The sequence below is a fragment of the Elioraea sp. genome (assembly GCF_022842375.1).
Classification (GTDB): domain Bacteria; phylum Pseudomonadota; class Alphaproteobacteria; order Acetobacterales; family Acetobacteraceae; genus Elioraea_A.
The window spans coordinates 59,537-77,535 of record NZ_JALHPR010000019.1 but is presented as its reverse complement, the minus strand read 5'-3'; the positions used below and the strand labels follow the sequence as shown (position 1 = coordinate 77,535).

At 70.7% G+C, this 17,999-nt stretch carries 16 protein-coding genes; 12 read left to right on the top strand and 4 right to left on the bottom strand.

Annotated elements, in window-relative coordinates; all coding sequences use genetic code 11:
- The first annotated feature begins 103 nt into the window (after positions 1-103).
- The 9 genes from Q0C38_RS15810 to Q0C38_RS15770 all read left to right on the top strand — a co-directional run bounded on the left by Q0C38_RS15810 (position 104) and on the right by Q0C38_RS15770 (position 10,581).
- Positions 104-952 (top strand): cytochrome c oxidase subunit 3, encoded by an 849-nt coding sequence (locus tag Q0C38_RS15810; RefSeq protein WP_291298077.1) that lies wholly within the window; start codon positions 104-106, stop codon positions 950-952.
- A gap of 206 nt (positions 953-1,158) precedes the next feature.
- On the top strand, positions 1,159-1,890 hold the full coding sequence (locus tag Q0C38_RS15805; RefSeq protein ID WP_291298076.1) for an SURF1 family protein: 732 nt from the start codon (positions 1,159-1,161) through the stop codon (positions 1,888-1,890).
- Entirely contained in the window at positions 1,887-3,386 is a 1,500-nt protein-coding gene (locus tag Q0C38_RS15800) for a carboxypeptidase M32 (protein ID WP_291298075.1), read from the top strand. Before Q0C38_RS15805 ends, Q0C38_RS15800 begins: the two co-directional genes overlap by 4 nt.
- Before the next feature lie 178 nt (positions 3,387-3,564).
- On the top strand, positions 3,565-4,980 hold the full coding sequence (gene thrC, locus Q0C38_RS15795) for a threonine synthase (RefSeq protein ID WP_291298074.1): 1,416 nt from the start codon (positions 3,565-3,567) through the stop codon (positions 4,978-4,980).
- Complete coding sequence (locus Q0C38_RS15790; protein WP_291298073.1) at positions 4,977-6,242, top strand: pitrilysin family protein; 1,266 nt, start codon at positions 4,977-4,979, stop codon at positions 6,240-6,242. The genes thrC and Q0C38_RS15790 overlap by 4 nt, the downstream gene beginning before the upstream one ends.
- Positions 6,239-7,591, top strand: a complete 1,353-nt coding sequence (locus tag Q0C38_RS15785; RefSeq protein WP_291298072.1) for a TldD/PmbA family protein — start codon at positions 6,239-6,241, stop codon at positions 7,589-7,591. Before Q0C38_RS15790 ends, Q0C38_RS15785 begins: the two co-directional genes overlap by 4 nt.
- Before the next feature lie 4 nt (positions 7,592-7,595).
- A complete protein-coding gene (locus Q0C38_RS15780; RefSeq protein WP_291298071.1) occupies positions 7,596-8,318 on the top strand; it encodes an HAD-IA family hydrolase in 723 nt (240 codons plus the stop codon).
- Positions 8,319-8,332: 14 nt separating this feature from the next.
- The gene (gene lpdA / locus Q0C38_RS15775) at positions 8,333-9,742 is read left to right on the top strand and encodes a dihydrolipoyl dehydrogenase (RefSeq protein WP_291298070.1); all 1,410 of its coding nucleotides are present in this window, start codon (positions 8,333-8,335) and stop codon (positions 9,740-9,742) included.
- A 23-nt stretch (positions 9,743-9,765) separates the two neighbouring features.
- Positions 9,766-10,581, top strand: coding sequence for a hypothetical protein (locus Q0C38_RS15770; protein ID WP_291298069.1), 816 nt, complete (start codon positions 9,766-9,768; stop codon positions 10,579-10,581).
- A gap of 17 nt (positions 10,582-10,598) precedes the next feature.
- Here Q0C38_RS15770 and Q0C38_RS15765 read toward each other — a convergent pair whose 3' ends face one another.
- Positions 10,599-11,798, bottom strand: a complete 1,200-nt coding sequence (locus Q0C38_RS15765; protein ID WP_291298068.1) for an MFS transporter — start codon at positions 11,796-11,798, stop codon at positions 10,599-10,601.
- Between the two features lie 115 nt (positions 11,799-11,913).
- Here Q0C38_RS15765 and Q0C38_RS15760 point away from each other — a divergent pair, with 115 nt between their 5' ends.
- Together Q0C38_RS15760 and Q0C38_RS15755 are read left to right on the top strand one after the other, a co-directional pair.
- Positions 11,914-12,252: a PGPGW domain-containing protein gene (locus tag Q0C38_RS15760; protein ID WP_291298067.1), complete on the top strand. Its 339-nt coding sequence runs from the start codon at positions 11,914-11,916 to the stop codon at positions 12,250-12,252.
- A 50-nt stretch (positions 12,253-12,302) separates the two neighbouring features.
- The gene (locus Q0C38_RS15755; protein ID WP_291298066.1) at positions 12,303-13,097 is read left to right on the top strand and encodes a hypothetical protein; all 795 of its coding nucleotides are present in this window, start codon (positions 12,303-12,305) and stop codon (positions 13,095-13,097) included.
- Between the two features lie 218 nt (positions 13,098-13,315).
- Here Q0C38_RS15755 and Q0C38_RS15750 read toward each other — a convergent pair whose 3' ends face one another.
- From Q0C38_RS15750 to fsa, 3 genes are read right to left on the bottom strand one after another with little or no spacing between them, the layout of a single operon-like run.
- Positions 13,316-14,227 carry a tyrosine recombinase XerC gene (locus tag Q0C38_RS15750; RefSeq protein WP_291298065.1) on the bottom strand — a complete coding sequence of 304 codons (912 nt, stop codon included), beginning with the start codon at positions 14,225-14,227 and terminating at the stop codon, positions 13,316-13,318.
- An 8-nt stretch (positions 14,228-14,235) separates the two neighbouring features.
- Positions 14,236-14,928 (bottom strand): DUF484 family protein, encoded by a 693-nt coding sequence (locus Q0C38_RS15745; protein WP_291298064.1) that lies wholly within the window; start codon positions 14,926-14,928, stop codon positions 14,236-14,238.
- 13 nt (positions 14,929-14,941) lie between these two features.
- Positions 14,942-15,598, bottom strand: a complete 657-nt coding sequence (fsa, locus tag Q0C38_RS15740; protein ID WP_291298063.1) for a fructose-6-phosphate aldolase — start codon at positions 15,596-15,598, stop codon at positions 14,942-14,944.
- 16 nt (positions 15,599-15,614) lie between these two features.
- Here fsa and Q0C38_RS15735 point away from each other — a divergent pair, with 16 nt between their 5' ends.
- Positions 15,615-17,843, top strand: coding sequence for a primosomal protein N' (locus Q0C38_RS15735; protein WP_408870037.1), 2,229 nt, complete (start codon positions 15,615-15,617; stop codon positions 17,841-17,843).
- Positions 17,844-17,999: the final 156 nt, after the last annotated feature.

Below are 17,999 nucleotides of genomic sequence, written 5' to 3'. Positions count from 1 at the left end.
CCCCAGCGCAGGAAGGAAGGCCAGCGCGCCCTGCTTGATCCGCGCCCCGATTTCGGGGATTGATGCGCGCGCGACGCACCGCGATGCAGCAGGGTTGAGGACGATGGCAGACAGCCACGGCGACACGATCGAACCTTCCGGGATCAAGCAGCCCTATCACCTGGTTGACCCCTCTCCCTGGCCGATCGTCGGTGCCGCCTCGGCGGGCCTGCTTGCCTTCGGCGCGATCGAACTGATGCATTTCCAGACGTGGATCTTCCTCGCGGCCGGCCTCGCCGCCGTGCTCCTGACCATGTTCCTCTGGTGGCGCGACGTGCTGAAGGAGAGCCGCACGCCGGGCCTGCACACCCCCGTCGTCCGGATCGGCCTCCGCTACGGCATGATCCTGTTCATCGCCTCCGAGGTGATGTTCTTCGTCGCCTTCTTCTGGGCCTTCTTCCACTTCGCGATCTTCCCGACCCACCTGGCCGACGGGGTGTACGACAAGGCGATCTGGCCGCCGCCGGGGACGCTGACCTTCGACCCCTGGCACCTGCCGCTGCTGAACACGCTGATCCTGCTGCTCTCGGGCTGCACGGTCACCTGGGCGCATCACTCGCTGATCCACGGCGACCGGAAGGGCCTCGTCCTCGGTCTCGCCGTGACGGTCGGGCTCGGCCTCGCCTTCTCGGCGATCCAGGCCTACGAGTATTCGATCGCGCCGTTCAAGTTCACCGGCGGCGTCTATCCCTCCACCTTCTTCCTTGCCACGGGCTTCCACGGCTTCCACGTGATCGTCGGCACGATCTTCCTCACCGTGTGCCTGTTCCGCGCGATGAAGGGCCACTTCACGCCCGAACGGCATTTCGGCTTCGAGGCGGCCGCCTGGTACTGGCACTTCGTCGACGTGGTGTGGCTGTTCCTGTTCGTCGCCATCTATATCTGGGGGGCCGGCGAGATCGCCCCCCACTGAGATCGCATTTGCGAATTCTACTGCCCCCAAGTGACTTTCTGGGCCGCCTGGCTTTGGTTCTCTGCGCTTCCGGTGCTCACGGCCTGCAAGGCCGCTGCGCGCCGGTTCTCGAAAACCGCGCCATGCGACTCACGGCAGCGAATTCTCAAACGCGATCTTGCCGGGAGTGACCCTGCGGCGGCCTGCTTCGGCCCCATCTCTAACCGATGAACACTGCTTCTCCCCCTTGGCGTGTGCTGCTGTGGCCTGGGCTGGCCTCGGCGGTGGTGCTTGTCGTCCTGCTGTCGCTCGGCACCTGGCAGGTGCAGCGGCTGGCGTGGAAGAACGCCTGGATCGAACAGCTCCGCGCGGGCGAGGCAGCACCGCCCGAGGCACTGCCGCTGCGCATCGATGAGCCGGCGGCGCTTGCTTTCCGCCGCTTCACCACGACAGGCACCTTCGCACACGACAAGTCTGTGATCCTCGGCATCGCCGAACGGAACCGCCAGATCGGCGCCTTTCTCGCCACCCCGCTGCTCCGCCCGGGCGCGGAGCCGCTCTGGGTCGTGCGCGGCTGGGTGCCGTTTCCGCCCACCCCCGTGGTGCCGGAGCCCGCGGGCGAGGTCTCCGTCACCGGGTTCCTGATGCTGCCCGAGCGCCGCGGTTGGTTCACGCCTGACGACAAGCCTGCCGAACGGCGCTTCTGGGCGATGCAGCCCGGCCTGATGGCCGATGCCGTCGGCCTCCCCCCGCCCGCCTCCTACGCGCTCGCCCTCGTCGGCCCGGCCGGCGACCCGCCGGTGCCGCAGCGCCGGCCACCGCAGCCGCGCAACGACCACCTTGGCTACGCCATCACCTGGTTCGGGCTGGCCGCCGCCCTTGTCGGGTTCTTCGGCTTCTGGGCGCGAAGCCTGCTGGTGAAACCGCGGGATGAGGACGAGGAGGAGGAACAGCCATGACGGCGATCGCGTCCTACGGCCGCCTGCGTGACCGGTTCGCCCGCCTCGCGGCACTCGAGGAAGCCTCCGCCATCCTGCACTGGGACACCTCGGTGATGATGCCCCCTGGCTCGGCGCCGGCCCGCGGCGAGCAGATGGCCGCACTCGCCGCCGTCGCCCACGGCATGCTGACGGAGCCTTCCGCCGGTGACGAGCTTGCCGCCGCCGAAGCCGGGGCCGCCCGGCTCGAGGCAGCCGACCGCGCCAACCTCGCGCTGATGCGGCGGAAGCATCGCCGTGCGACAGCCCTGCCGTCAGACCTGGTCGAGGCGATGGCGCGGGCCTGTGCCGCCTGCGAGGCCGCCTGGCGCGACGCGCGGCGGACCTCCGATTTCCCCGCCGTCCAGCCCAGGCTCGCCGAGGTGGTGCGGCTGGTGCGTGAGCAGGCGGCGGCACTGTCCGCCGCAACCGGCCTCTCGCCATACGATGCGCTGATGGACGGGTTCCAGCCCGGGCTGACGGATGCGCGCGTCGAGGCGGTGTTCGGCCCCCTCGCCGCGATGCTGGGCGAGGTTCTCCCCGCGGTGCTGGAGCGGCAGGCCGCACATCCTGCCCCCATCCCGCTCCACGGCCCGTTCCCCGTGTCGGCCCAGCGCGCCCTCTGCCGCAGCCTCGCCGAGCGGGCCGGCCTCGACTTCGCCGCAGCCAGGCTCGACGAGAGCACCCACCCCTTCTGCGGCGGCACGCCCTCTGACATCCGCATCACCACCCGCTATGACGAGGCCGACCCTGCGCAGGCCATCCTCGGCGTGCTGCACGAATGCGGCCACGCGCTGTATGAGGCGCACCTGCCCAAGGCGTTCGCCCGCTCCCCGCTCGGCGAGGCGGCGGGGATGGCCGCGCATGAGAGCCAGAGCCTGATCATCGAGATGCAGGCCTCGCGGTCGGATGCGTTCCTCTCCTGGCTCGGGCCGCAGATGCTGCACGCTTTCGGGGGCGATCCCGCCACCTATGCGCCCGCGAACCTCGCCCGCCTCTGGCGCCGCGTCGCCCCCGGCTTCATCCGCGTCGAGGCGGACGAGGTGACCTATCCCGCCCACGTCATCCTCCGCTGGCGGCTCGAGCGCGCGCTGGTCGCAGGTGACCTTGCTGTGGCCGACCTGCCCGCCGCGTGGAATGCGGGGATGAAGGAGCTGCTTGGCCTCGACGTTCCGGATGATCGTCGCGGCTGCCTGCAGGACATCCACTGGTACGACGGCGCCTTCGGCTATTTCCCTGCCTACACGCTGGGGGCGATGGGGGCCGCGCAGCTGTTCCAGGCGGCGGTGGCGGAGCGGCCGGGCATCACGGCGGCGCTGGCCGAGGGCAGCTTCGCGCCGCTCGTCGCCTGGCTGGCGGAGAAGGTGCATGCGCAAGGCGCGCTGCACGACCTCGACGGGCTGCTCGCCGCCGCCACCGGCCGTGGCCTCGACCCCGCCGCCTTCGAGCGGCACATCCGCACGCGGTATCTGGGCTGACCATCCGGCCAAACCATCGGGCCCAACGCTCCCGGCTGAGCCGCGCGAGTCGTTGCCCCGCTGCTGTGGGCGAGGGGTGACGCGGCACATCGGTTCCTTGCCCGCGCTTGCGCTGCACGGCGGGAAAGACCCCCGCGCCCTTCCACTTGGCGCAACCGCCCCCTAATGTCCGGCCGCCATGCGCTATGTCTCCACACGCGGCCAAGCCCCCATCCTCGGCTTCGAGGACACGCTGCTCGCCGGCCTCGCGGCCGATGGCGGGCTCTACGTGCCAGAGGCCTGGCCCAGCTTCTCGCCCGCCGATTGGCGCGCGATGCGCGGCCTGCCGTACCCGGAGCTGACGGCCCGCATCCTCCAGCCCTTCGTCGCCGATGCCTTCGACCAGGCGACGCTGACGCGCCTCTGCCGCGAGGCCTACGCGGGCTTCGGCCACCCCGCCGTCGCGCCGCTGGTGCAGCTTGACCATCGCCTCTTCGCGCTCGAGCTCTTCCACGGGCCGACGCTGGCGTTCAAGGATTTCGCGCTCCAGCTGCTGGGCCGGATGTTCGACGACGTCCTCACCCGCCGCGGCAGCCGCATCACCATCGTCGGCGCCACCTCGGGCGACACGGGCTCTGCCGCGATCGAGGCGTGCCGCGACCGGGCGAACATCGACATCGTCATCCTCCACCCCAAGGGCCGCACCAGCCCGATCCAGCGGCGGCAGATGACGTCGGTGCTCTCGCACAATGTCGGCAACGTCGCGGTCGAGGGCACGTTCGACGACTGCCAGGACCTCGTGAAGGCGATGTTCGCCGACGTGGCGTTCCGCGACGCCATGCGGCTTTCGGCGGTGAACTCGATCAACTGGGCGCGCGTGGCCGCACAGATCGCCTACTACGCGCACGCCGCACTCACCTTCGGCGCGCCTGACCGGCAGGTCGCCTTCGCGGTGCCGACGGGGAATTTCGGCAACGTGCTGGCCGCCTGGGCCGCGCGGCGGATGGGGCTGCCGATCCACTCGCTCATCCTTGGTGCGAACCGCAACGACATCCTCGCCCGGTTCATCGCCGCCAACGACATGTCGATGCGCGCCGTCGAACCGTCGCTCTCGCCCTCGATGGACATCCAGGTCTCGAGCAATTTCGAACGCCTGCTGTTCGAGCTTATGGAGCGTGACGCGGCGGCGACGTCGGCTGCGATGGCGCGGTTCCGCGCCGAGGGGCGCATGCCGGTGCCCGATGCCGCCTGGCGTCGCGCGACGTCGCTGTTCCGCGCCTCGGCGTGTGACGATGACGCAACGATCGCCGAGATCGCGCGGCTGGACGCCGACGGCTACCTCGCCGATCCGCACACCGCGATCGGCGTGGCGGCGGCGCGCGCGCACATGCCGGCCGATCCCGACATTCCCGTCATCGTCGCCGCCACCGCGCACCCGGCGAAATTCCCCGATGCGGTGGAACGCGCGACGGGCCGCCGCCCCGCATTGCCCGCAAGGCTCGCCGATCTCGAAACGCGGCCGGAACGCTTCACCGAGCTTCCGGCGGATCTCGCCACGGTGGAGGATTTCGTCCGCCGCCACGCTCTCAGGAACGCCGCCAGGAACATCGCATGACAGACACGATCCGCACCACGCGCCTTCCATCTGGCCTCACGGTGGTGACGGAAACCATGCCGCATGTCGGCACGGTGAGCCTTGGTGCCTATGTCGCCGCCGGCACGCGGCATGAGCGGCCGGAGGAGAATGGCGCGAGCCACTTCCTCGAGCACATGGCCTTCAAGGGCACCGCGAGGCGTTCGGCGGCAAAGATCGCCGAGGAGATCGAGGATGTCGGCGGGCACCTCAACGCCTACACCGCGCGCGAGCGCACCGCCTACTACGCCAAGGTGCTGAAGGAGGATGCGCCGCTTGCCGCCGACATCATCGCTGACATCCTCCAGCACAGCGTGTTCGATGCCGAGGAGCTGGAGCGCGAGCGCGGCGTGATCCTGCAGGAGATCGGCCAGGCGAACGACACGCCGGACGACATCGTGTTCGATCATTTCCAGACGACCGCCTATCCCGACCAGCCGATGGGCCTGCCCACCCTCGGCACCGAGGACGTGATCAAGGCGATGCCGCGCGAGGCGCTCGTCTCCTACATGCGGCAGCACTACACGCCCCACCGCGTCGTGGTCGCGGCAGCAGGGGCGATCACGCACGAGGCGATGCTCGATCTCGTCGCGCAGCATTTTACCGCACTGCCCGAAGGCTCGGCCGACGCGCCGCTGCCCGCGCGCTATGCGGGCGGCGAGTTCCGCGAGGCGCAGGAGCTTGACCAGGTCCACCTCGTGCTCGGCTTCCCCTCGATGGCATATGACGACCCGCAGTACCACGCAGGGCTCCTGCTCTCGACGCTGCTCGGCGGCGGCATGTCGAGCCGGCTGTTCCAGGAGGTGCGCGAGAAGCGCGGCCTCGTCTATGCCATCTCGTCGTTCCTCTCGCCGTATGTCGATGGCGGAACGTTCGGCATCTATGCCGGCACCGGCGAGAAGGAGGTGGCCGAGCTCGTTCCCGTCGTGCTCGGCGAGCTCGCCGCCGTGCAGCAGGCGGTGACGGAGGATGAGCTTCGCCGCGCCAAGGCGCAGGTGAAGGCCTCGCTGCTGATGTCGCTGGAGAGCACGAGCTCGCGCTGCGAGCAGATCGCGCACCACATCCACACCTGGGGCCGCGTGATCCCGATGGAGGAGAGCCTGGCGAAACTCGCCGCCGTCACGACCGATGACGTCGCCGCCGCTGCGCGGAAGATGTTCCGTGCGGCACCCACCCTCGCCGCCGTCGGCCCCGTGGCGAAGCTGCCGGGCCTGCCGATCATCGCCGGGAAGCTCGCGGCATGAGCGAGCCCGATCGCCTCGGCATCCTCGCCGACCTCGTTGCCGCGGCGAAACGCGCCGGCGCCGATGCCGCGGATGCGATGTTCGCGGAAGGCGCCTCGCTTTCCGTGCAGCGGCGCCTCGGCCACACCGAGCATGTCGAGCGCGCGGAGAGCCGCGATATCGGGCTTCGCGTTTTCGTCGGCACGCGCCAGGCGATCGTCGCGACCACCGACACGAGCCCCGCTGGCTTCGCAAGGCTGGCCGAGCGTGCGGTGGCGATGGCGAAGGCCGTGCCCGAGGACCCGCACGCGGGCTTGGCGGCGGCACCCGATGGCGCCGCTGGTCTCGCCGCGCGGCTGGCCGCCCTCGATCTCGTCGATGACGCCGCGCCCGATGTCACGCTGTTGTCCGCCCGCGCCGCGGCGGCCGAGGATGCAGCGCTCGCCGTTCCCGGCATCAGCAACACGGAGGGGGCCGAGGCAGGCTTCGGCCGCGCGGCGGTGGCCATCGTCGCGACCAACGGGTTCGCGGGATCGTATGCGCGCACCAGCCATTCCGTCTCCGTCACGGCGGTCGCCGGCGAGGGAACGGGCATGGAGCGTGACTATGACTACGCGACGGCCGCCCACCTGGCCGACCTCGAGGATGCGGCGATGCTCGGCCGTCGCGCGGGAGAACAGGCGATCGCACGGCTGAACCCACGCCGGCCGGCGACCGCGAGCATGCCGGTGGTGTATCACCCGCGCGTCGCCTCCAGCCTGGTCGGCCACCTCACATCGGCGATCAACGGCGCCTCCGTCGCGCGCGGCACCTCGTTCCTGAAGGACAGCCTCGGCGCCGCGCTGTTCAACCCCTCCGTCGCGATCCACGACGACCCGACGCGCGCGCGCGGCCTCCGCTCCCGCCCGTTCGACGCCGAGGGCGTGGCGACGCGCGCCCGCGCGATCATCGAGGGCGGCGTGCTCACCACCTGGATCCTCGACAGCCGCACCGCGCGCATGCTGGGGCTTGCCACCACCGGCCACGCCTCGCGCGGCGTCGCGGGCCCGCCCTCGCCGGCAACGACGAATGTCTGGCTTGCCGCCGGAACGATCACCCCAGAGGCGCTGATGAGCGACATCGTCGAGGGGCTCTACATCACCGAGCTGATCGGCATGGGCATCAACCCCGTGACCGGCGACTACAGCCGCGGCGCTGCCGGCTTCATGATCCGCGGCGGCGTGCTGGCCGAGCCGGTGGCCGAGATCACGGTGGCGGGCAACCTCAAGGACATGTTCGCCCGCCTGGTTCCGGCGAACGACCTCGTGTTCCGCCGCGGCACCGATGCGCCGACCATCCGCATCGACGGGCTGACGGTTGCGGGAGGCTGACGCGGTGCTCGACCTCAGGCGCTTCAAGGCGCTCACCTTCGATTGCTACGGCACGCTGATCGACTGGGAGCAGGGCATCCTCGGCTTCGTCGCCCCGCTGGCGCGCGCGCAAGGCAAGGACTGGGCCGACGCGCGGATCCTCGAGGCCTTTGCCGATATCGAGCACCGCCAGCAGGAGGTCGACCCCGCCGCGCTCTACCCGGTGATCCTCGAACGCAGCTACCTCGAACTGGCGGACCGTCTGGGGCTTCGCCGCGACCTCGCAACGGCCGCCGCGTTCGGCGCCTCGGTGCCGCACTGGCCGCCCTTTCCCGACACGCCTGCTGCCTTCGCCGACCTGCATGGCCGCTTCACGCTCGGCATCCTCTCCAACGTCGACCGTGAGTCCATCGCGGGCTCGATCACCGCGATCGGCACCGCGCCGCACTTTCTCGTCACGGCGGAAGATGTCGGCCACTACAAGCCGCACCATGCGCATTTCCAGGCGGCCCTTGCGCATCTTGCCACGCTCGGCATCGGCAAGGGTGAGGTGCTGCACGTCGCGCAGTCGAAGTTCCACGACATCGCACCCGCCCGCGCGCTCGGCATCCCGTGCGTGTGGGTGAACCGCCGTGCGCGTCGCACGGGAACAGGGGCGACGCCCGATGCGCATGTCGTGCCTGACTGGTCGGTGACGTCGCTCGCCGAGATCGCCACGATCGCGCGCACCGAATTCCATGGACGCTGAGAGGGACACGCACCATGCCGGAGACAGCATCGCCAGGGACCGCGTTCGACGTGATCGTCATCGGCGGAGGGCCCGGCGGCTATGTCTGTGCCATCCGGGCGGCACAGCTCGGCATGAAGGTGGCGTGCGTTGAAAGGCGCGCCACGCTCGGCGGAACCTGCCTGAACGTCGGCTGCATCCCATCGAAGGCGATGCTGCAATCGTCGGAGAAGTTCGCCGAGGCGAAGCACGGCCTCGATGACCACGGCATCACCATCAAGGGCGAGGTGGCACTCGATCTCGGCCGCATGCTCGCGCGCAAGGGCGAGGTGGTGAAGGCCAACGTCCAGGGCATCGAGTTCCTGTTCAAGAAGAACAAGGTGACGTGGCTGAAGGGCACCGGCCGCATCGCCGCCCCCGGCGTGGTGGAGGTGGACGGCACCGCGCACACGACGAAGCATATCGTGATCGCAACGGGCTCCGACAGCGTCGACCTGCCCGGCGTGACGGTGGACGAGAAGCGGATCGTGACCTCGACCGGCGGGCTCGAGCTCGAAACGGTTCCCGGCCACATGGTGGTGATCGGCGGCGGCTATATCGGGCTTGAGCTCGGCTCGGTATGGATGCGGCTCGGCGCCAAGGTGACGGTGGTGGAGTATCTCGACCGCCTGGTGCCGACGATGGACGGCGAGGTGGCGAAGCATTTCCACCGCATCCTCGGCAAGCAGGGCATGACCTTCCGCCTCGGCACCAAGGTGACGGGTGCCCGCACGACGAACGAGGGCGTGGTGCTGACGGTCGAGCCCGCCAAGGGCGGTGCGGCGGAGGAGATCGTGGCCGATGTCGTGCTCGTCGCGATTGGCCGGAAGCCGCACACGGCGGGGCTGAATCTTGAGGCCGTCGGCATCGTGCTCGACGAGCGGGGCCGTGTGAAGACGGAAGGGTTCGCCACCTCCGTTCCCGGCATCTGGGCGATCGGCGATGTCATCGTTGGCCCGATGCTCGCCCACAAGGCAGAGGAGGAGGGTGTTGCGCTGGCGGAACAGATTGCCGGCGAGCATCCGCACATCAACTACGATGCGATCCCCGGCGTGGTGTACACGTGGCCCGAGGTCGCCTCGGTGGGCGCGACCGAGGAGCAGCTGAAGTCAGCGAACGTCGCCTACAAATCCGGCAAGTTCCCGTTCACCGCCAATGGCCGAGCGCGTGCGATGGGCGAGACGGACGGATTCGTGAAGATCCTCGCCGATGCCGTGACCGACCGCATCCTCGGCGCCCACATCATCGGCCCCGATGCCGGAACGATCATCGCCGAGCTCGCGCTCGCGGTGGAGTTCTCCGCCTCCGCCGAGGATGTCGCGCGCACCTCGCATGCCCACCCCTCGCTGAACGAGGCGGTGAAGGAAGCCGCACTCGCGGTCGCGGGGCGCCCGATCCACATTTAGCGGCAGTGATTGGAGAGAGCGCGATGGGTCACGCATTCCTGCTCGAGGCACTCGCCGCCGTCGCCGATGAGAGCCTGATGCTGCTCTTCGTCGTGCTCGTTCTGCTGCTCATGGCGGTGACGGAATTCGGCTACCGCATCGGCCGTCGCGCGTTCGAGCGCCGCGCTGCGGATGAGCCGGCGCGGTCGGGCATCGGGTTCATCGTCGGCGGCATCCTCGGGCTTCTCGCCTTCCTGCTCGGCATCACGCTCTCGCTCGCCGAAGGCCGGCACGATGAGCGTCGCGCCGTCGTGCTCGACGAGGCGAACGCGATCGGCACGGCCTGGCTGCGCGCCGGCGTGATCGGTGGCGAGGAAGGTGCGCGGATGCAGCGCGCGCTGGTCGACTATACGGAGGTGCGCATCCGTGTTTATCGCGACATCCGCACCCGCGCCGATGCCGACCGGCTCGACGCGGAGACGGCGGCGCTCCAGACCACGCTGTGGGAGACTGCGACCGTCGTCGCGCGGGCGGCGCCGACGCCGATCTCCGGCCTGATGCTCGCGGCGCTTAACGAGACGTTCGACCTCGCGATGACGCAGAAGAGGTACTTTACCGAGCGTGTGCCCCCGCACATCCTGAGGCTGCTGCTGTGGACGTCGATCATCGCGGTTGGTGCGATGGGGTATCATTTCGGCGTCGGCGGCACGCGGCAGCTCGTGATGTCGACGCTGCTGCTCGTGCTCTGGGCGTCGGCGATCGTGTTGATCATCGACATCAACCGCCCGCGCCAGGGAACGGTGACGGTGAGCCACGCGCCGCTCGAGTGGACACTGGAGGGCTTCGGCCCCAGACGTTGACCGTGCGACGGTGACGCTCAGCCGCGCGGCTCACGAGTGCGCTCGAGCGCGAGCGTGGCAAGTGCGGCAAGCGCGATCAGCGAGAGCGCGAATGCGAGCGCTGCCGCGCCCAACGGCCCGCCGCGCGCGAGCACGGCGGCGAAGAGCGGCGGGGAAAGGGCGATCATCACGTTGGTCGGCAGCGCGAGCCGCCCGGTGAGCGTGCCGTAGCCGGCAGGACCGGCAAGCTCCAGCGGAAGTGCTGCGCGCACCACCGTCATCAGCCCGTTGGCGACGCCGAACAGCAGCACGAACAGCCCGGCCAGCAGCGTGCTCCCCCCGCCTGCCAGCGGCAGCAGCGAGAGCGGCAGCACGATGGCGGAGAACAGCCCCGTCGTCATCGCCGTCGTCCGCGGCCCCAGCGCCAGGTCGACCACCCGCGCTGCCACCTGCGCCGGCCCGTGGAGGGACGCAAGCGCGATCGCGGTGGCCGGCGCGTGGCCGAGGGCGGCAAAGAGCGGGATGGTCACGAGCTGGACGCCCGAGCCGATCGCATTCGGCACGCCGAGCGCGAGCACGAGCAGCACGAAGCGGCCGAACGGGATCGTACCGGGAGGCATCGTACCGGGGGGTGCCTCGCCCTTCCCCGCTGCCGGACGCACCGATGCGGCGCGCGGCAGAACCGAGAGGTAGAGCGGCAGGCCGATCGCAAGGTGCGCCGCAGCGAACACCGCGCAGGTGCCCCGCCAGCCGAGCCAGGCCTCGAGCGCGGCCGTCGCCGGCCAGGCAAGCGTGGACGTGAACCCCGTGATCAGCGTCAGCAGCGTCATCGCCCGCCGGGTGGCCGGCCCGGGCACGGCCTGGGTGATCGCGGCGAAGCCAACCTGCCCGAGGGTGAGCGGCAGCATTAGGCCGACCACCACCCAGGCAGCAGCGTAGGAGGAGAGGTCCTGGGCCGTGGCAAGCAGCACGAGTGCTGCGGCCGCGATGACGGAGCCGGTGGCCATCACCACCCGCGCGCCGCGTGCATCGACCGCGCGCCCGGCGGCGGGAGCGATCGTCGCACCGACGAGATACATCACCGTCACACCGGCGAAGACGATGTCCTGCGTGAGGCCGAGCGAGGCACCCATCGACGGGCCGAGCACGGAGGGGAGGTAGAAGGTCGAGCCCCAGCCGAGGATCTGCGCCGCGCCGAGCCCCGCGAGCAGCAAGGGCCGTGGCACGGCAGGCGGCATGGGCGAATGGCCCGAAACGGGCTGGGGCGGCATCGTTTCACGATCCTGCCGATCTGGGATCGCCGCAAGGGGTGTGGGTTGCGCCCAGGGCTCCGGGCGGGCATATCCCCCGGCCATGGCCCGCCGCCGCGACTATCTCGACATTCCCCGCATGCTGCCGCCCCGGCCGCCGAGCCGCTGGGCGCGGCGGGGCAAGATCATGTCCGGCTGGGGGTTCCTCGCACTTGGCGTCGTGGGGCTGTTCCTTCCGTTCCTGCAGGGCTTCCTGTTCCTCGCCGTGGGGCTCTACATCCTGCGCGAGGAATACAGCTGGGCGCAGCGGACGATCGACTGGCTCAGGCGGAAATTCCCGAAATACACCGGCCAGATGGACCAGGGCCGCGAGCGCGCGACGGCCTGGCTCACCCGCTGGCGGCGGAAGGTGCGGCGCACCGTGTACCAGGTGAAGCGGTAGCGGCGGTGGCGTCCGGCCCGCGCGAGACGCTGCCAGACGCTGGCCTGCCGGTGGATCGGATCATTCTCGGCATCCTCGGAGCGTTGGCGCTCGCGGCCTTCGCGGCGCTGCCGGCCGGCCTCGCGGGGAATGTCGCGGCGGGGCTTGCCGTGGCGGCGGCGGTGGCTCTCGGCACCGCCGTCGTGGCCCGCCAGGCCGGGCTGGAGCGGGGTGGTGCACGGCCCATGCGGTTCGACGACGGCGCCCTCGATCCTGTCTGGGCTGCAATTGCGCTTGCGGCACTGCTTTTCGTGCTGCTGAGCGATGCATCGATGCCGGACGGCAAGGCGATCCTTCTGGTCGGCGGGATCACCGCGATCGGCTCCTGGCTCGCCTATCGCCGCAGGCTGGATGACCGGCGCCGGGCCGTGGCGGTCGCGCTGGCGGCCGAGATCAGGGTCAACGCCGAGGTCACCTACTATTCGCTGGCGCCGGAGTTGCTCGCGGCGCTCTCGGCCAAGCCCGACGGGTTCAAGCCGTTTGCAGTGCCGGTTCCGCCCGCCTATCCCGTCTATGTCGGAAACCAGGAGGCGCTCGGGTTGCTGCCGCCGGCGGTCGTGGGTGCGGTGGTCCGGTTCTACGAAGTCGACGAGTCCATGACCCAAGCCTACAATGCGCTCGGCCTCGACGCGTTCCACGCGCTCGAACGTGACCGCCAGAACCAGCTCTATGCCCATATCGGGGAGCGGATGGCGAACGACTACCTGCCGACGACGTGCCGCGCCCTCGAGGGCCTCATGGCGGTTGTCGGAGGCCCGGCTGACCTTCCGGACTTCCTCGCGCCGGCTGCGGGGGGCAGGCGCTGATCGTGTTCGCCGGCCGGGCGGGCGGACAAGAAAAAAGCGGCCATGGGGGCCGCTCTGCCAAGCGTCACGACATGAGCTGCGTCAGACGATCGGCCAGCGTCGGTTGATCATGGGAACCTCCTTCGCGGGGTTGAGTGTGCCCCTGCCGCATGAAGATAGGGAAAACCGGGCCCAGGTTCAATCATCGGCTGCCGCGCCCCCCCCTCGCGCCCCCCGCCTCATGCCCGCGGGTGCGCGCGCGTCCACACCGCCAGCAGGCGGGCCTCGTCCACCGCGGTGTAGCGCTGCGTCGTCGTCAGGCTGGCATGGCCCAGCAGGTCCTGGATCGCGCGGAGATCGGCCCCGCCCTCGAGCAGGTGGGTCGCGAAGCTGTGGCGGAGAGCGTGCGGCGTCGCGTGTTCCGGAAGCTCCAGCGCACGGCGGAGCGTGATCATCGCCGCCCGCACCTGGCGCTGGTTCAAGGCCCCGCCACGGACGCCGACGAACAGCGGATCGCCCGGGCCCAGAGCATGCGGGCAGAGGGCGAGATACGCCGCCACCGCCTCGCGCACCGTGGGCAGAACCGGCACCACGCGCTCCTTGTTGCCCTTGCCGCGGACCCTCAACCCAGCGTCGGCCCCCGGCAGCGGCGCCTCGGCGCGGGTGAGCGAGAGCGCCTCGGCGATGCGAAGCCCAGCGCCGTAGAGCAGGGACGCGACGGCGGCATCGCGCGCCGCCACCCAGGGTTCGGCTTCGGCCGAGATCTCCTCCGTTACCACCCGTGCATCGTCCTGGCCGAGTGCGCGGGGGATGGGCGGGCGTCGGCGGGGTGAGCCGAGCGCTGCGGCGGCCGGGTTGTCCGGCCCGCCGGTGCGGGCGAGGAAGCGGAAGAACCCCCGCACGGCCGACAGCGCCCGTGCGCGCGAGGGGGCGGCAAGGCCCGAGGCGGCGAGCTGGGCGAGCCAGCCGCGAAGATCGGCCTGCGTCAGTGCGCCCAGCGCGGCGCGGTCAGGCTCAGCGCCCAGATGCCCGGTCAGGAAGCCGAGGAACCCGCCGACATCGCGGGCGTAGTTGGTGACGGTGGCATCCGCCGCGCGCCGCTGGCCCCCGAGCCAGCCGAGATAGGCCTGGAGAAGTGACCCCTCAGCCACGCCAAGGCTCAACCACGGCCGAGCGCGATGGAGACGGCGGCGGCGAGGAAGGCCACCAGCTCGGTTCCCTGGCGCGGCTCGAAATGCCCGGCATCGCGCGAGCCACAGGCGATCATTGCCTCGCCCCCCTGCGCCAGCGTCAGCCGTGCCAGCGCGTCGGAGGCGACCAGCGCCGCCGCCTCGCCGTAGAGCGCCACGGTGTCGGTCGCCTGCGGCCTCAGAGCGATCGGCGCCGAGGACGGCAGGAGCCTGGCGACGGTGCCACGCGGGAGCGGACGTGCGCCCGTGACGGCCTGCCCCTCGGCGCAGACCGTCACGACATCGACGCCGAGCAGGTCGGGCCAGTCCTGGCCGATGATGTCGAACGCCTCGGCCGGCGTGCGGGCGGCGAGAAGGGCCAGGATCGCCTGGTTGGCACGGGCCTGGTTCGCCTGGTTGGCGCGGCCGTGCGCGATCAGGTCCTCGAGCGTGCCGCGAAGCTCGGTGCCGCGCACGCGTTCGGCCTCCAGCATCGCGGTCATGTGGTCGGCCAGCCGCTCGCCATGCACCCGCTTCGGCGGGGCGAGCGCGCGGTAGAGGGCGGGGTTCTCGGCCAGGAACGCGGGGTTGGCGCGGAGGAAGGCTTCCACCGTCGTCGCTTCGTCAGGCTCCGCCACCGCGTCCTTGCCGCCCTTGCTCTTGCGGGGCTTCTCTCCGGTCATGCCCCGCCGCTCCTCAAAGGATCGACTGGCCGGTCTTGGCCCAGTCCGCCAGGAAGGCGGCCAGGCCCTTGTCGGTCAGCGGGTGGTGGAACAGCGCGCGCAGCACCGCGGGCGGCACGGTGGCGACGTCCGCCCCCAGCTTGGCCGATTGCACGACATGGATCGGGTGGCGCACGGAGGCGACGAGAACCTCTGTCGTGAGCGCGGGATAGTTGGCGTAGATCTCGACGATGTCGGCGATCAGCTCCATCCCGTCCTGCCCGATGTCGTCGAGCCGCCCGACGAAGGGCGACACGAACGTCGCCCCCGCCTTGGCGGCGAGCAGCGCCTGGGCGGCGGAGAAGCAGAGCGTGACGTTGACCATCGCCCCTTCGCCCGTCAGCGCCTTGCAGGCGCGCAGGCCATCGACCGTCAACGGAACCTTCACCGCGACATTGGGCGCGATCGCCTTGAGGTACCGGCCTTCCTTCATCATCCCGTCGAACGCGGTCGCGGTCACCTCGGCCGAGACGGGGCCGGGCACGGCATCGCAGATCTCGGCGATCACCTCGGCGATCTTCCGGCCCGACTTGGCGATGAGCGAGGGGTTCGTGGTCACCCCGTCCACCATGCCGAGTTCGGCGAGTGAGCGGATTTCGGCAACGTCGGCGGTGTCGACGAAGAACTTCATGCGAAACTGATCTCCGATGGAAGGCGGCACGACCATAGACCCGCAGGGCGGCGAGGCAAAGCGACAGGATGGGCGCGTGCCCGGGCGCGTCCCCGTGCTGTTGCCCCTGCCGCTCGCCGGCCCCTACGACTATGCGGTGCCCGAGGGCTGGGATGCGACGCCGGGAACCCTCGTGACCGCGCCGCTGGGGGGGCGGACGCTTGCCGGCGTGGTCTGGCACGGCGAGGCCGATGGTGGGGTGGCGGCGGCGAAGCTCCGCCCGCTCTCGGCCCTGCTGCCTGCCCCGCCGATGACCGCCCCGCTCATGCGCTTCATCGACTGGGTGGCGCATTGGACGCTCTCTCCCCCCGGCGCGGTGCTGCGCATGGCGCTGTCCGTGCCCGGCGCGCTGACCCCGCCGCCGCGCAGGCCCGGCGTGATGCTGGGCGAGGGCGTCGATGCGGCATCGCTGCCGCCATCGCGCGCGCGCGTCGCCGCCGTCCTGGCCGAGGCACCCGTGCCCTGGGCCGCGTCCGATCTCGCGCGCGCCGCTGGCGTCGGCGTCGGCGTGATCAAGGCGATGCGCGATGCCGGCCTCCTCATCCCCGCGCTGCTGCCGCGCGACGCCGAGCGGCCCGACCTCTCCGCCGGCACACCACCGCTGCTGTCGCCGGCCCAGGCCGCGGCGGCGGCGAGCCTTCGCGCGGCGGTGGTACGGGGAGGGTCGGGCGCGACGCTGCTCGACGGCGTGACGGGGTCGGGCAAGACGGAGGTGTATCTCGAAGCTGTGGCCGAAGCGGTGGCGCGCGGGCGCCAGGCGCTGGTTCTGCTGCCCGAGATCGCGCTGTCGGCCCAGGTGATCGCGCGGTTCCGGCAACGATTCGGTACCGATCCGTTCGTCTGGCATTCGGAGGTGACGGGAGCCCGCCGGCGCGACACCTGGCGGGCGGTGGCGGAAGGGCGCGCGCCCATCGTCGTCGGCGCGCGTTCGGCGCTGTTCCTGCCCTTCCCTGATCTCGGCCTCATCGTGGTGGACGAGGAGCATGAGACGGCGTTCAAGCAGGAGGATGGCGTTGCCTATCACGCGCGCGACATGGCGCTGGTGCGCGCGCACCTGACCGACATTCCCGCCGTTCTCGTCTCCGCCACGCCCTCTCTCGAGACGCTGGCGAATGTCGAACGCGGGCGGCACCAGCGGCTGCATCTGCCCGAACGTCATGGCAGCGCCGGCATGCCCGATGTCGGCGTGATCGACCTGCGTGCCACGCCGCCCGCGCGCGGGCATTTCATCGCGCCACCGCTTGCCACGGCGATCACCGAGACGCTGGCGCGAGGCGAACAGGCGCTGCTGTTCCTCAACCGCCGCGGCTTCGCCCCACTCACCCTCTGCCGTGCCTGCGGGCATCGCTTCCAGTGCCCGAACTGCACCGCCTGGCTGGTCGAGCATCGCTATCTCCGCCGCCTCGAATGCCACCATTGCGGCCACGCGGAACCCGTTCCCCCCGCCTGCCCGGAATGCGGCGCCGAAGGTTCCCTCACCCCCGTCGGCCCTGGCGTCGAGCGGATCGCCGCCGAATGCCGCGACCGTTTCGAGGGCGTGCGCATCGCCGAGATGAGCTCCGACACCATCCATGGTGCTGCGGGGGCGGCGCATTACGCGACGATGATCGAGAAGCGCGAGGTCGATCTCATCATCGGCACGCAGCTCGTCGCCAAGGGCTGGCACTTCCCGCATCTCACCCTCGTCGGGGTCGTCGATGCCGACCTGGGCCTTGCTGGCGGGGATTTGCGTGCGGCGGAGCGCAGCTTCCAGGTGCTGCACCAGGTGGGCGGCCGTGCGGGTCGGGCCGAGCATGCGGGCCGCGTGCTGCTGCAAACCTGGTCGCCCGACCATGCCGTGATGCGCGCGCTGGTCTCGGGCGACGTCGATCGTTTCGTGGCGGAGGAGATGGAGGAGCGTCGCGCCGGTGGCTGGCCGCCCTTCGGCAGGCTGGCGGCGATCATCGTCTCCTCGCCCGATGGTGCCGTGGCTGACGAGGCAGCGTCGGCGCTGCGCGCGACGGCGCCGGAGGGAGAGGGGTTCCGCATCCTCGGCCCCGCGCCTGCGCCGCTCTCCATCCTGCGCGGCCAGCATCGGCGGCGGCTGTTGCTGAAGGCCTCGCGCGGCATCGACGTTCAGGCGCTGCTGGGTGATTGGCTCGCGCGCACCACGGTGCCGCGCGCGGCGCGCATCGACGTGGATGTCGATCCTGTGAGTTTCCTGTAGCGCCCGCGTTCGGAGCCCGTTTGAGAATTCACTGCCGTGAGTCGAATGGCGCGGTTTCCGAGAACCGGCGCGCAGCGGCCTCCGCCCCGCGCAGCGGAAGAACGGGGGCCGTGAGCACCGGAAAGCGCAGCAAACCAAAGCCGGTCGGTCGCGGCA

Excerpts from the sequence above, each read along its gene's own strand:
- Q0C38_RS15810 (WP_291298077.1), top strand. The coding sequence starts at position 104 with ATGGCAGACAGCCACGGCGACACGATCGAACCTTCCGGGATCAAGCAG.
- Q0C38_RS15805 (WP_291298076.1), top strand. The coding sequence starts at position 1,159 with ATGAACACTGCTTCTCCCCCTTGGCGTGTGCTGCTGTGGCCTGGGCTG.
- Q0C38_RS15800 (WP_291298075.1), top strand. The coding sequence starts at position 1,887 with ATGACGGCGATCGCGTCCTACGGCCGCCTGCGTGACCGGTTCGCCCGC.
- thrC (WP_291298074.1), top strand. The coding sequence starts at position 3,565 with ATGCGCTATGTCTCCACACGCGGCCAAGCCCCCATCCTCGGCTTCGAG.
- Q0C38_RS15790 (WP_291298073.1), top strand. The coding sequence starts at position 4,977 with ATGACAGACACGATCCGCACCACGCGCCTTCCATCTGGCCTCACGGTG.
- Q0C38_RS15785 (WP_291298072.1), top strand. The coding sequence starts at position 6,239 with ATGAGCGAGCCCGATCGCCTCGGCATCCTCGCCGACCTCGTTGCCGCG.
- lpdA (WP_291298070.1), top strand. The coding sequence starts at position 8,333 with ATGCCGGAGACAGCATCGCCAGGGACCGCGTTCGACGTGATCGTCATC.
- Q0C38_RS15770 (WP_291298069.1), top strand. The coding sequence starts at position 9,766 with ATGGGTCACGCATTCCTGCTCGAGGCACTCGCCGCCGTCGCCGATGAG.
- Q0C38_RS15765 (WP_291298068.1), bottom strand. The coding sequence starts at position 11,798 with ATGCCGCCTGCCGTGCCACGGCCCTTGCTGCTCGCGGGGCTCGGCGCG.
- Q0C38_RS15760 (WP_291298067.1), top strand. The coding sequence starts at position 11,914 with ATGGCCCGCCGCCGCGACTATCTCGACATTCCCCGCATGCTGCCGCCC.
- Q0C38_RS15745 (WP_291298064.1), bottom strand. The coding sequence starts at position 14,928 with ATGACCGGAGAGAAGCCCCGCAAGAGCAAGGGCGGCAAGGACGCGGTG.
- fsa (WP_291298063.1), bottom strand. The coding sequence starts at position 15,598 with ATGAAGTTCTTCGTCGACACCGCCGACGTTGCCGAAATCCGCTCACTC.
- Q0C38_RS15735 (WP_408870037.1), top strand. The coding sequence starts at position 15,615 with ATGGAAGGCGGCACGACCATAGACCCGCAGGGCGGCGAGGCAAAGCGA.